This window comes from Sinorhizobium fredii USDA 205 (assembly GCF_001461695.1).
Taxonomy (GTDB): Bacteria; Pseudomonadota; Alphaproteobacteria; order Rhizobiales; family Rhizobiaceae; genus Sinorhizobium; species Sinorhizobium fredii.
The window spans coordinates 18,442-31,558 of the sequence record NZ_AUTC01000145.1 but is presented as its reverse complement, the minus strand read 5'-3'; the positions used below and the strand labels follow the sequence as shown (position 1 = coordinate 31,558).

General features: G+C 62.6%; 9 protein-coding genes and 2 pseudogenes. 4 read left to right on the top strand and 7 right to left on the bottom strand.

The features are described 5' to 3' along the window. The first annotated feature begins 87 nt into the window (after positions 1 to 87). The 4 genes and pseudogenes from groL to N181_RS35555 form a co-directional block, all read left to right on the top strand. On the top strand, positions 88 to 1,728 hold the full coding sequence (groL, locus tag N181_RS18175) for a chaperonin GroEL (protein WP_037434344.1): 1,641 nt from the start codon (positions 88 to 90) through the stop codon (positions 1,726 to 1,728). 297 nt (positions 1,729 to 2,025) lie between these two features. Then, positions 2,026 to 3,000, top strand: a pseudogene (locus N181_RS18170) (IS110 family RNA-guided transposase); the annotation flags it as partial. 456 nt (positions 3,001 to 3,456) lie between these two features. Further along, on the top strand, positions 3,457 to 6,825 hold the full coding sequence (locus N181_RS18165) for an AAA family ATPase (RefSeq protein ID WP_037434343.1): 3,369 nt from the start codon (positions 3,457 to 3,459) through the stop codon (positions 6,823 to 6,825). Positions 6,826 to 7,332: 507 nt separating this feature from the next. Beyond that, a pseudogene (locus N181_RS35555) lies at positions 7,333 to 7,490 on the top strand (HlyD family secretion protein); the annotation flags it as partial. A gap of 227 nt (positions 7,491 to 7,717) precedes the next feature. On the opposite strand, the gene N181_RS35220 reads toward N181_RS35555, so the two are convergent. From N181_RS35220 to N181_RS18130, 7 genes are all read right to left on the bottom strand, one after another. Continuing rightward, positions 7,718 to 7,849, bottom strand: a complete 132-nt coding sequence (locus N181_RS35220) for a hypothetical protein (RefSeq protein WP_272949718.1) — start codon at positions 7,847 to 7,849, stop codon at positions 7,718 to 7,720. A 20-nt stretch (positions 7,850 to 7,869) separates the two neighbouring features. Next, positions 7,870 to 8,454, bottom strand: a complete 585-nt coding sequence (locus N181_RS18155; RefSeq protein WP_037436958.1) for a HupE/UreJ family protein — start codon at positions 8,452 to 8,454, stop codon at positions 7,870 to 7,872. A gap of 24 nt (positions 8,455 to 8,478) precedes the next feature. Further along, entirely contained in the window at positions 8,479 to 9,042 is a 564-nt protein-coding gene (locus N181_RS18150) for a hypothetical protein (RefSeq protein ID WP_037434341.1), read from the bottom strand. A 10-nt stretch (positions 9,043 to 9,052) separates the two neighbouring features. Next, the gene (locus N181_RS18145) at positions 9,053 to 10,258 is read right to left on the bottom strand and encodes an agmatinase family protein (protein ID WP_037399055.1); all 1,206 of its coding nucleotides are present in this window, start codon (positions 10,256 to 10,258) and stop codon (positions 9,053 to 9,055) included. Continuing rightward, a complete protein-coding gene (locus N181_RS18140) occupies positions 10,251 to 11,057 on the bottom strand; it encodes an ABC transporter ATP-binding protein (protein WP_037399052.1) in 807 nt (268 codons plus the stop codon). The genes N181_RS18145 and N181_RS18140 overlap by 8 nt, the downstream gene beginning before the upstream one ends. Then, positions 11,057 to 11,878 carry an ABC transporter permease gene (locus N181_RS18135; protein WP_037399050.1) on the bottom strand — a complete coding sequence of 274 codons (822 nt, stop codon included), beginning with the start codon at positions 11,876 to 11,878 and terminating at the stop codon, positions 11,057 to 11,059. Before N181_RS18135 ends, N181_RS18140 begins: the two co-directional genes overlap by 1 nt. Positions 11,879 to 11,955: 77 nt before the next feature. Next, positions 11,956 to 13,038, bottom strand: coding sequence for a putative urea ABC transporter substrate-binding protein (locus N181_RS18130; protein ID WP_050984114.1), 1,083 nt, complete (start codon positions 13,036 to 13,038; stop codon positions 11,956 to 11,958). Between the last annotated feature and the right edge of the window lie 79 nt (positions 13,039 to 13,117).

Here is a 13,117-nt window from a genome sequence, read left to right as displayed (position 1 = left end):
CAAAGTCGTAGACGGACCACTCCGTTGCAAGGGTCATCGCGTCCTTGTTCATCTGCTCAGATGCACGGCGCACAAAGGGAGGGAGACATGACGGCCAAGGACATCAGGCTTGGCTTCCAGGCACGCGACAGCATGCTGCATGGCATCGATACGCTTGCCCGCGCCGTCGCGGTTACGCTGGGGCCGCGCGGTCGAAACGTTGCCATCCACCGCCCGTTCGGCACGAAGATCACCAAGGACGGCGTCTCAGTCGCGAGAGAAATCGAGCTAGAGGACAGGTTCGAGGACATGGGCGTTCAATTGCTCAGGCAGGTCGCCGTCAGGACCTCCTATCAGGCTGGCGACGGCACGACGACGGCGGTGATCCTCGCCGACGCAATCCTCAGGGGCGGTGTCCGCGCAGTCGCTGCCGGCATGAATCCGATGGACGTGAAGCGCGGGATCGATCGCGCCGTCGAGGCCGTCGGCGCGGCGTTGCAACAGAATGCAAGGCCCGTTGCCTCAGATAACGAAATCAAGCAGGTCGCCACGAATTCGGCGAACGGAGACCAGGAGATTGGCCAGATCATCGCCGAGGCGATGGCGAGGATCGGTTACGACGGCGTGATCATGATCGAGGAAGGTAGATCGCTCGAAACCGAAACCGAAATAACAACCGGTATTCAGTTCGACCGCAGCTACATTTCGCCTTACTTCGTCACCGATCGAAACAAGATGTGGGTGGAGATGGAGGACGCGTTTGTCCTTGTTTGCGAGAAGAAGCTCTCGAGCCTTGGCGAAATCTTGCCGCTTCTGGAACAGGTCCTCCAGGCCGACAAGCCGCTTCTGATCATCGCCGAGGAGATCGAGGCTGAAGTCAGGGCGGCGCTGATTGTCAACAGGCTCCGCGGCGGTCTCAAGGTGGCAGCCGTCAAGGCGCCGGCCTATGGCGAGCTCCGCAAGGCCATCCTGCAAGACATAGCACTGCTCACTGGCGGAACCGTCATCTCCGAGGATCTCGGCCTGAAGCTCGAGACCATATCGCTGGACGATCTCGGCCGCGCCCAAAAGATCAGGATCGACAAGCAGCATACCACGATCGCGGAAGGAGGCGGGTCAAGCGCGGAAATCACTGCGCGGATCGCTGCGATCAAGGCGCAGCTCGAGCTACCCACGTCCGACTTTGATCGGGAAAAACTCCAGGAGCGGTTGGCGCGGCTCTCCACCGGGATCGCCGTCGTCCGAGTCGGCGGTGCGACCGAGTCGGAGGTCAGGGAGAAGAAGGACCGTCTCCGTAACGCCATGCATGCCACCCGCGCCGCGGTAGAGGAGGGAATCCTGCCGGGCGGCGGCGTCGCACTGCTGCGCGCTAGCAAGGCAATCCAGACGCTGAAGGCTGGGAACCCCGACCAGCAGGCCGGCATCGACATCGTCAAGGAAGCGCTAACCTGGCCGGCGAAACAGATTGCGTCCAATGCGGGCGAGGACGGCTCGGTCGTCGCCGCTAGAATTCTCCAAAGTGATGATTACGGCCGGGGTTACGAAGCGCAGGCCGGAATCTTTTGCGACCTGCTGGTGGCGGGCATCGTCGATCCCGCCAAGGTCGTGCGCACGGCGCTGCTGGGAGCCGCCTCCATGGCCGGTCTGATGATAATGACGGAAGCGATCGTTGCCGAGGTGCCCGGCCCACCGCCGCCTGAGCTTCCCGGCCATCATGACCACGAAGACAATCTCGACATCGAGTTCTGAAGCGTCGAGGAGCTGTTTTGTGCTTCGTGTCAAGCGCACGTCGGCCGCCCAGTCGTGGCGTTTCTGCGCCGTGAAGCGCTTCTCCAGCACCGCCCCCCGGATCTCGATGGACGGCTGCCTCGTCCCAGCATTTCCGCGCTTTCGCAGGAGCGTTCCCGCGTTCCCCATGTGTGCTAAAAAGATGGTGTAACGGGCGGAACCCGGCCCGCCAGGTTTGAAGGGCTGGTGGTCGTCCCTCACAATGATGGTGTCGCGGAGTCAGGAGTGGCTGCTCCACAGCAGCACGGAGAGACGACCATGAAGCAGTATGCCTGCATCGACGTATCACTGGAATACTCAAGTGTGTGGGTGGTGGATGCGGATGGCCGCATTGTGCGGGAAGTAAAGATCCTCAGCGAACCCAATGCGCTGATCGCCTGGTTCGGCGGGCACGGCGTGGCGATGGAGCGAATTGGTCTGGAGGCCGGCCCCTTGTCGCAGTGGCTCCATGCCGGGATGGTGAAAGCAGGTCTTTCCGTCGAGCTGATCGAGACGCGCCACGTGCGTGCAGCCTCTAAGACGATGCCGGTAAAGACCGACAAGAAGGACGCACGGGGCATTGCGCAGTTGATGCGGCTTGGCTGGTTCAGACCGGTCCACTGCATGCCGCCCAGGAGGTGCGTGCTCTGCTGACTGCCCGCAAGCTCATTCAGGGTAAGCTTCACGACATCAAGATGAGCATCCGGGGCATCCCTGCGCGGCTTCGGCCTCAAGGTAGGGCCGACGACGCGGCGCACTTACGCGGGGCGCATCCGCGAGCTGACTGCAGGCCATTCGACCTTGGAAGCGATCGCCGCTTCGCTGCTGAAGGTGCGCGACGCGCTGGTGCATGAATTTGCAGGTTTTGAGCGCAAGCTGCGCGCCATCGCCCGCCAGGATGATAACGCACAGCGGCTGATGACGACGCCAGGCGTTGGTGTCCTGGTGGCGCTGACGTTTGTCGCGGCCGTCGATGCGCCGGAGCGATTCCGCTCATCACGCGCGGTCGGGCCGCACTTCGGATTGACGCCGAAGAAATATCAATCGGGCGAGACCGATCATAGCGGTCGCATTTCGAAGATCGGCGATGGGAGCATGCGAACCGCGCTCTACGAGGCGGCCAACGTGATCCTGACGCGACCGGTCAAAGGCTCCGATCTGAAGGGCTGGGCGTTGGCGGTCGCCAGACGTGCCGGTCCCAGAAAGGCGCGCGTGGCGCTGGCCCGCAAGCTGGCGGTGGTGTTGCATTGCATGCTCACATGCTCATGCAGGGTCAGGACGGCCGCACTGAACGGCGAACTTCGTGATCGATTGCGGGCACCGTTCCGACAGCCAGAGCTGAACGTGCGACCACTGTTCAAGCCCCAACTACCCCTCCTGCGCGTCGCATAAGCCCCAGAGAAGTTACCGGTCTCAAATTATTGACGCGGAATTCTCATAATTAGATGGCAAACGACCGATGACTTAGCCGGCCATGATAGAATGGGTCAAAGCTCAGCAACCCGCTCAAGAGTAGAAAGTGAATTGTCCGGGCTTAAGTCGTGGCATATTGATTAGTGACCTATTCAGCCAAACGCTGCGGGAATCTGCCTCGCAGCTATGTTACGCACGTTACATCTCAGTCGCATGCGCTAGTGTAAAATTCTGGACCTGTCTGAACAGCGCGTCGGAGCAAGCCGCAATTGGACCATGTCAGTTGGATTCTAGGTCATGCCCGATATCGGAGACTGGCTCGCCAGCATTAGGCTTGAGCGGTATCGCCAAACTTTCCTGGAAAATGGCATCGATCTCGATGTCGTCGACGATCTCACCGATGCCGACCTGAGGGACCTCGGCCTGTCCCTTGGTGACCGCAAGCGGTTTCTCCGGGCGGCCGCAGCCGTAGCTCACCAGCCGCCGCCTCTTGCGGCGAAACCACGACCCTCCGTATCTCCGATCCACAGCGAGGCGGAACGGCGACAGCTTACGGTGATGTTCTGCGATCTCGTTGGATCGACAGCACTGTCCACGCGCCTCGATCCAGAAGACCTGCGGCAATCGATCGTTGCTTACCATACTTGCGTCACCCAGGTCGTCGGCTGGTACGACGGCTTCGTTGCCAAGTATATGGGTGACGGCGTCCTCGTGTACTTCGGCTACCCGCAGGCTCACGAGGAGGATGCCGAGCGGGCCGTGAGAGCCGGCCTCGCACTGATTGACGCGGTGGACCGGCTCGATGCGGCAGGCGAACGCTTAGCTGTTCGGATCGGAATTGCGACTGGCCTGGTCGTGGTGGGCGACATCATTGGCACCGGTGAGGCCGAGGAACGTAGCGTCGTGGGTGAGACGCCGAACCTAGCGGCCCGCCTGCAGGCGCTGGCAGAGCCCGGCACGGTCGTCATTGCCGAGGCGACGCGCGCGCTGCTGCGGGGCCAGTTCAAGCTCGAAAGCCTTGGGGTGCGGCAGATCAGGGGATTTGCTGAGGCGGCTGAGGCCTTTCGGGTGCATGGCGAAGTGCGGAGCGACGACCGCTTCGAGGCTTGTCATGCGACCGAAGTGCTACCGCCGGTCGGCCGCGATCAGGAACTCGCACTGTTGGTCGATCGTTGGACTCTGGCCAAGGCCACCGAAGGCCAGGTCGTCCTGCTCGAAGGCGAGGCCGGAATCGGCAAGTCGCGTCTTGCGCTGGCATTTCGCGAGCGCCTCCTCAGAGAACCCCATCTGTTGCGCCGCTACTTCACCTCACCCTACCACATCAACAGCACGCTTCGTCCGGTGATTGCCGAGCTCGAACAGGCAGCGGGCTTTGAACGCGATGATTCATGGGCCGTCAAGCTCGACAAGCTCCAGGGACTGCTCGCCGAACAGGTGGGTGAGGTGAGCGAAGCGATCCCATTGCTGACCGAGCTTCTCGGGATCCCAAGCACCGGCCGCTATCCCATACTGAATCTTGCGCCCCAGCAGCGCAAGAATCGGACCTTCGAAGTGCTCATCGCCCAACTTGCCAGCCTGGCCGCGAAGCAGCCGGTGCTCATGGTGCTTGAGGACGCGCACTGGCTGGACCCGAGCAGCCTTGAGCTGTTCGGCTTGTTCGTGGACCGCATCCAGCAGCTCTCGGTGCTGCTAGTCATTACCTACAGGCCCGAGTTCGTGCCACCTTGGCGTAGTTACCCGCACGTGACAAAGGTGATCCTGAATCGCCTCGACCAGACGCAAGCTCAATCGCTGGTCGAGCGGCTGACCGGTGGAAAGCCACTGCCTGTCGAAGTGCTCGATTACATTCTGGCCAAAACCGATGGCGTGCCGCTGTTCCTTGAAGAGTTGACCAAAACCCTGCTCGAATCTGGTCTACTGGGAGAGGCCGGCGATCAGTTCAGACTGGCTGCACCTCTGCCGCTGCTGGCGATCCCGGTGACGCTGCACGATTCGCTCATGGCCCGTCTCGACCGCCTCGGAAGGGCCAAGGTGGTGGCCCAGATCGGCGCGTGCATTGGGCGCGAGTTCTCCTATGAGTTGATTGCGGCATTGGCGGCACTCGACGAGCCGGAGCTGCAGTGGGGGCTCGATCAACTGGCTGGTACTGAACTGGTTTTTCGGCGCGGAAGTCCCCCTAAAGCGACCTACAGCTTCAAGCATGCTCTCGTCCGCGATACCGCATATCAGTCCCTCCTCAAGAGCCGTCGCCGAGAGCTGCATCGCCGTATTGCCCAGGTCTTCGAAGAGCGGGCCCCACACGTCGTGGCCGCCCAGCCGGAGCTCTTGGCGCATCATCTCACGGAGGCCGGACAGCTACCGCAAGCGGTCGCGTTCTGGCACCGTGCTGGCGAGCACGCCAACGAGCGGGCGGCGAATGCCGAGGCCGCCGGCCATTTGGCCAAGGGCCTCGATCTGCTCGCTCAGATGCCCGAGAACCCGGAACGCCTCGAGCATGAGCTGACTTTGTTGTCCACCCTTGGGCAAGTGCTTACCGCTGCGAAGGGCTATGGGCACCCGGAGGTCCAGCGCATCTACAACCGTGCTCGCAACCTGGCGGAGCGGGTCAAAGATACGCCCAGGCTGTTCCCGGTGCTTCTCGGCCTCACCATCCATCATGCAGTGCGGTGTGAGCTTTCCGCGGCGCGGGGCCTCGGCGAACGGCTCTTGGCGTTGGCGCAGCAAACCTCGGAACCCGTGCTCATGGTGGAAGCGTCCTACGCGCTCGGCATCACCTGCTCCTGGCTTGGCGAATTCGCCTCGGCATGGCAGCACTTCGAACGCGGGATCAACCAGTACGACATCGCCCAGCACCGGGCGCATCTGGCGCTTTACGGACAAGATGGAGGACCGATCTGCCTATGCCGCGGCGGCATGGCGCTGTGGTATCTCGGCTACGAGGACCGGGCGCTGGAACTGATGGACGAGGCGCTCGCCATAACCGCGAAGCTCGGACATTTGTTCAGCCGCGCCTATGTACTAACCTGGGCAGCGATTCTCCACGTGCATCGACGGGACGTAGCGAAGGCGCAAGAGGCGGCGGAGTTGGCGTCAGCGTTCGCGGTAGAACACGAATTTCCGTTCTGGCACACCCAAGGGGTCTTCCTGCAGGGGTGGGTGCAGGCCGAACGGGGCCAAGTCACGACAGGTATAGCGCGGTTGCGAGAGGGGCTGGCTGGCATGCAGGCGATCGGGTCAGGAATGACCGAGCCTTGGGCGATGGGCTTACTCGCGAAAGCATATGGCAAGGTCGATCGTTTTGCTGACGGCATCACCTTGATTGACGAGGCGCTTACCAGTGTCGCGCGCACTAGCAACCGCTGGTGTGAGGCGGAGCTACATCGGCTCAAGGGCGAGCTCATTTCATCGCTCTCGGAGCGCGATCCAGCCGAAATCGAGGCATGCTTCCACCGTGCCCTTGACGTCGCCCGCATGCAGGATGCCAAGATGTGGGAACTGCGCTCGGCGGTGAGTTTGGCACGGCTTTGGCGGGCTCAGGGTCTTAGAGCGCAAGTTTGCGAGCTGCTCGAGCCGCTCCTCGGCTGCTTCTCGAAGGGCCATGGGACGCTGGATCTTCAGGACGCCCAAGCGGTCCTTGAGAGCTGCGAAGATAGATCGACTACGTGACCACTTGCTAAAACCCTTCGGATGCGTGACTTTTTGCCAAATACATTCAGGACGTGCGGTGGCGTGTATCGGTTGCGGTGCCCGCTGACCTTCGAAGTTGTAGGATGTACGGCGGCGGTCGCTCACATCAAGAGAGTGGGCAGAGATATGGAGAGGCGGCTCAGCGCACCGCCTCAGGGAGAGGACGAGGTCGGCACGCTGGAGCGGCAGAAAGCCTGCCGCCGGGAGTTGATCGATCCCGCAATTGACGAATTCCAAGATGGCTCAAAACACAACTTGACGCGGCTTGCGCTTCCCTGCGCGAACACCATGGCGGTGTCGGTCGCCGAGTCTTCCGTCGCTGCTGTAAGTGGTCGAGGCCGAGGCCGAGCAGCGCGGGCGAGGAAATCCGCCGCGGCCGGCCAAGACGCGGCGTTGGCCCCGGGCTGGAACTTCACCGCGAGCCCGAGGATCGCCCTAGCTGCACGGCATCGAACAGGGCCATCGTCGCTGTAATCAGCCCCGAGCACCAACAGCCACGACGAACTGGCGTCGGGCGAAGTGAGCACCTGGCGCTGGCTATACCTGCACACATGGTCGAGGCAGTCGGACTGGTCGACGCAATGGTCCTGCGGATTCAGGCGGTTATGCTTCGGGTGCAGATACGGGTGCTGAGCGGACATTGAGTTGAGTGCATTGCGGACCTGTTGTGCTTTGAAAACCGCATAATGTATCCAAGGGAACTATAAGCGTCCGTGGCCGCGGTTCGATCTTTCAAACTTGCTTGGGCGCGAGTTCGCCCAAGGCGATAGGCATCGGTCCACTCGAGGGACACCACATCCTTTTCAGTTGGTAAAGCTTCTGTCCGGGTTATGCCTATGGGGACGTTTGCGGAGTCACGGGCACCGCGCTTTCAAGGCTCCTTCGGCGTGTTGGATGTCCGCCGAAGCGCTGCCCGGTCCAGGGGCTGAAGACCAAAGCGGAAAACCATGCCCGCGAAGACCAGCTGTCGCCAGTAAATCAAGATATTGGTAATGGCATGCATATCCATCTCCTCGCTAAACGTCACGCGATGAAAGCTAGGCCGATACCGGCGCCCAGGATTACCGTCCCGATGATGCGAAGCGCCGACCTCGCGGTCGTGCCGTATCGGGCAAGTGCATGGCAGGCGGCGATGCCGGACATGTGCAGGATCACCGTGCCGCCGACGAAACCGAGGATATGGCCGAGCGGCGCAGCGGCCGGACCCTCCGTCCCATGGGCAAAGCCATGGAAAAAGCCGAAGGTGGCGGCGCCGGTGACAGCGAGCGCAACTGGCATGTTCGCGTTCGCGATCAACGCCGCGCCCAAGAGGACGACGGAGGTGATGATCACCGTTTCGACGAGGGGGACCGTTACGCCGGTCAAGGCATACGCCGCGCCCGAAACCATGGCCGAGACGAAGGCGAGCGGCAGCCGCCAGAGCGCTGAGCCGCCGAGCCGTGCGGCAATCAGTCCGACGGCGACCAAGGCGAGCAGGTGGTCAAGACCCGAAAAGGGGTGGAGGAAGCCGCTTTCGACACCGTGGAAATGGTCGCCGGAATGAGCCAGAGCCTGGCAGGGCAGAGCGGCGAGAACGGCGGCGAGCGCGGTGAGAATCCTGAAGTTCATGGCTTTGCCTTTCTGAAGGGAAATTCACTCGGTCGGTTCGATGTCGAAATGCGAGGCGTCGGTCCGGTCTTTGAGTTTGCGCGCCTCTGTGAAGTGCAACCGAACGACCGCCTGGCCGTCGTGATAGAGGAAGCTGAGGTCTTGGCGGCGCGAGGTCATGCGCGCCGGCAGCACGTCGTAGCGCACGCCATTGCCGCCGAGGAGCGGCACGACCGCGCCGACATCGGTGCGATCCGCGGCCTCGACGCGCAGCAGGTGCAGGAGTTTCCCTGAAGCGTCGAGCCCAACGAAGGGGATGTCCGCAAGCCTGAGGAAGCTCGTCGGATCGCTCGCACGGGCGAAGTTCTCTACGAAACTTGCCTCCACGAGATCGAGATCGCGTTCGCGCGGGGGCGAAATGTCCTCACTTTCCGGGCGATGCGGCACCTGCCATTGCGCGGTGCCGCGCTGCCGATTGTGGCCGGGCCCCGCATGACGGTGGCGGTGCTGGTGATGATCGTGACCATGCTCATGCTCATGCTCGTGATCGTGATCGTGATCATGATGGTGGTGGTCGTCGGCGTCGTGATGGTGCTGTCCACCGTGCATAACTGTCTCCTTAGAAGCTCACCGGCTTGTCGATCAGGTGCTTGTGGGAGCCGAGTTTGCCATGTGCCAGCATCGACCCCAGCGCCTCTACCACCACCCGAACGCCGAAGAGCGCCGTGATGTCCGAAGTGTCGTAGGGCGGGCTGACCTCGACGACCTCTAGACCGCAGAGGCCCTCTGCCGCGACCAGCCCAAGGATCTTCAGCGCCTCGCGCGGCAGGAAGCCGCCCGGTTCCGGCCAGCCGGTGCCAGGCACGAAGCCGCAATCGATGCTGTCGACGTCGAAGGAGATGTAGACGGCGTCGGCGTCTTTCCAGGCGAGTTCGAGCGCGATCTCCGCGGTCTTCTCCGGTCCGAGCTTTTCGATGTCGTCGATCGTCAGCACATTCGTGCCGCGCTCGCGCGCCACCTTCACCCCATCGCGCGGTACCTGCCAGCCGCCGATACCGAGCTGGACAAGGTTCTTCGGCGAGACATTCGGGAGATTGGTCGCCCAGTACCAGGGCGTTGTATGCATGCGCTCGTCGAGGTCCTTTTCCTGGATGTCGATATGCCGGTCGAAATGGATGATGCCGATGCGTTTCGAGGTGCATTCAGCAATGCCTCGCACGCAGGGAAAGCCGATCGAATGGTCGCCGCCGAGCATGATCGGCAGCGCGCCCGAGGAAAAGACATGGCTGACGCCGCGGGTGATCTGGTCGAAGCTTTTTTCGAGATTGGCCGGAATGGTGAAGACGTCGCCGGCATCGCAAAGCGTCATCTGCTCGCGTAGGTCGACGCCCATCTCGTAGTTGTAGGGCGTATAGAGTGCGGAGATGCGGCGGATGCCCTGAGGTCCGAAGCGCGTGCCGGGACGATAGGTGGTGCCGCTGTCGAAGGGAATGCCGAGCACGGCGGCGTCATACTTGCCGACGTCACGGACATTCTCGACATAGGGCGCCTTCAGGAACGTATTGATCCCGGCAAAATGCGGCAGCTCGCCTCGCGCAAACGTGGGGATCGACTTGTCCGTCAGGCTTTTAGAGCCCGGCAAACCCATGTCGAGCGCCCATTTCTTTTCCCGTCCCCAGCCCTTGCCGGAAAGCTTCGCCTCCGCCTCGAGCGCCTTCCAGCCCTGGCTGTCGAGCATGTTGAAGTCCGGGTGGTGGCGGCGCTCGCGACCTCGCATCGCTATTTGGCCGGCGCGGCGGGACTGGCGGCTTGGGGGTTCACGCATCGGGCATGCTCCTTCGTGTTTCCTGGAATGTCGTGTTGGCTTCGATCGGCCGCGGAAAGCCGAGGATCGGGACGGGGCCGTCGCGGCTCAAATCGAGGTCGTAGATGATGCGGGCGCCGTAGCGCTCCGGCGCTTGCGGATCGATGCGCGGCTTGTCGAAGGCAAGCACTCGCGTGCCGAGGCCGAAGGCTTCCTTGAGATCGTGGGTGACCATGATCACGGTCATGCCGCGCTCTCGCCAAAGCGGCTTGATCAGCGCGTGCATCTGCGCCCGCGTGCCAGGGTCAAGCGCGCCGAAGGGCTCGTCGAGCAGCAGCACCTTGGGCTCCTTCGCCAGCGCCTGGGCGATGGCGAGGCGCTGCTGCTGCCCGCCGGAGAGCGTGCTCGGGAATTTCAGTGCGTGTTCGCTCAAGCCCACCGCCTCGACAAGCGCCCGCGCCTTGTCGACGGTCGCCTTGCGCTTCATTCCGAACAGCTTGGCGGTGAACGCGCTTTCGGCGAATTCGAAGCCGATCAGGACGTTCTGCAGTACGTTCAGGTGCGGAAACACCGAGTAGCGCTGGAAGACCACGCCGCGATCCGGACCCGGTTCGGGCGGCAACGCCGCTCCATCGAGCATTATGATGCCGCGCGTCGGCCGTTCCTGTCCGAGGATCATTCGCAGAAAGGTGGACTTGCCGCAGCCCGAGGGACCAACGACGGAGACGAAGGCGCCGCAGGCGATCTCGAGCGAGATGCTCTCGAGCACGATCTGGTCGCCATATTCCATCCAGACATTATGGACGTGGATCTCGCTCATCAACGTGCCTCCCGGACATACGCCCAAGGGAAGGCCCGCCGGGCGAGCCGCGCCAGGAGCCAATCGAAGAGGTAGGCGATGAGGGTGATCCAGGCGACGTAAGGAAGGATCACGTCCATGGCGAGATAGCGCCGGACGAGGAAAATGCGGTAGCCTAGGCCGCTCTCGGCGGCGATCGCTTCCGCAGAGATGAGGAAGAGGAACGCCGGGCCGAGCGAGAGCCTGAGCGCCTCGATGAGCCGCGGCATCGCCTGCGGCAGTGCCACGCGCAGCATCAGCTGCCAGGTCGAAGCGCCGAGGGTCTGCGCTTTGACGATCTGCTCGCTCGGGATGGCAGCGACGGCCATGGCGAGGTCACGAACGAGGAAGGGCGCGATGCCGATCACTATCAATACGACCTTGGAGAGTTCACCGAGGCCGAAGACGATGAAGAGCACCGGCAGGATGGCCATCGGCGGGATCATCGAGATGACGGCGACGAGCGGCGACAGGCCGGCGCTCGCCACCGGCAGCAGACCGAGCGTCAACCCGAGCACCAGGCCGATCGTGGCGGCTGCGCCGAGGCCGATGAACAGCCTCTGGAGGCTGGCCGCGGTATCGGACCAGAGGGCCAGATCTCCCGACCGCCGGTCGGGCTCGGTTGCCAGCCTGCCGATGCTCGTCGCCATTTCTGCGACCGGCGGCAGCAGCTTGTCGCCCGGATTTGCCGCCCGTCGCTCCGCTGAGGTGACGACGTAGAGACCGGCGATCAGCAGAAAGGGCAGAAGGGCAAGCAGAATCCGCGTTCCAGATCCTGGGACGATATTGATGGCGCGTCGCATGAGGCGGTTCCCATTTGAGAGGCACGTCGGGCGAAGATCGACTTCGGAGCGACCGTCTTGCCTGACCGAAAGGCCGCTTAAAGCGAGCCGTCTGCCGCGAGCTTCATGTAGCTGGCATCGAAGCGCAGCTTCACATTGTCTGCCGAACCCAGTACCTGGCCGCCCGGGAAGGCGATGCCGACGACGTCCTTGTTCGGGGCTCCATCGCCGAGAAGGCCATGGTCGAAGGAGAAGGTCCGTACCAGATCCATGGTCTTGACCAGATCCTCGCTCTCGGTGAAGGCGACCGCCTCCTGCGGCGTCGGGAAGAGCTTCGTCGCCGCCAGCTGGGCTTCGAAGCCGGCGAGATCGGTGCCGGACATCGACCCCATTGCGGCACGCGCCGCCTTGCCCTTCTCGCCCGGCTCGACGAGGACCGACATGGTCTCGTACCAGATACCGACGAGCGCCTTTCCGAAATCGGGATTGTCCTTGAGCACGTCGGTGTTGACCATCAGTGTATCGATGATCTCACCCGGGGTTTGCGTGGAATCGAACAGTGTGGCCGAACCGGGTTCGGTCTTGACCTCGGCGAGCAGCGGGTTCCAGGTGACCACGGTCGTGATCTCCGGCGACTTGAAGGCGGCGACCATGTCGGCGTCGGAGGTGTTGACGACCGCCACGTCCTTTTCGGAAAGCCCCGCGGTTTCAAGAGCGCGCGCGAGCAGGTAGTGCGAGACCGACAGCTCGACGAGATTGATGCTCTCGCCCTTGAGGTTGGCGGGGGTCTTCGCCGTCTTCGAGACGATGCCGTCATTGCCGTTGGAGAAGTCGCCGACGATCATGATCGTCGTGTCGACACCGCCGGCCGCCGGAATGGTCAGGCCATCCATGTTCGTTGCCGTCACACCGTCGAAGCCGCCGGCCGTGTACTGATTGAGCGACTCGACGTAATCGTTGACCTGCTTGACGTTGATGGTGATGCCGTATTTGTCGGCCCATTTCTTGACTATGCCGGCATCCGCCGCATAGGGCCACGGCATCCAGCCGACATAGATCGTCCAGGCGATATTGAATTCTTTCTTCGGCTCCGCCTGCGCCCCGCCCGCCAGAAGCGAGAGTGAAAGGCCGAGTGCGCCCGCCAGTGAAAGAAAACCGAATTTGCCATTTCCGAAACGCATCGTCTGTTCCCCTTGTTCAACTTGGGGCTCACGCTGCGCTCATCTCTCGGAATCACAGGCGGGATTCCCAAAGCAACGA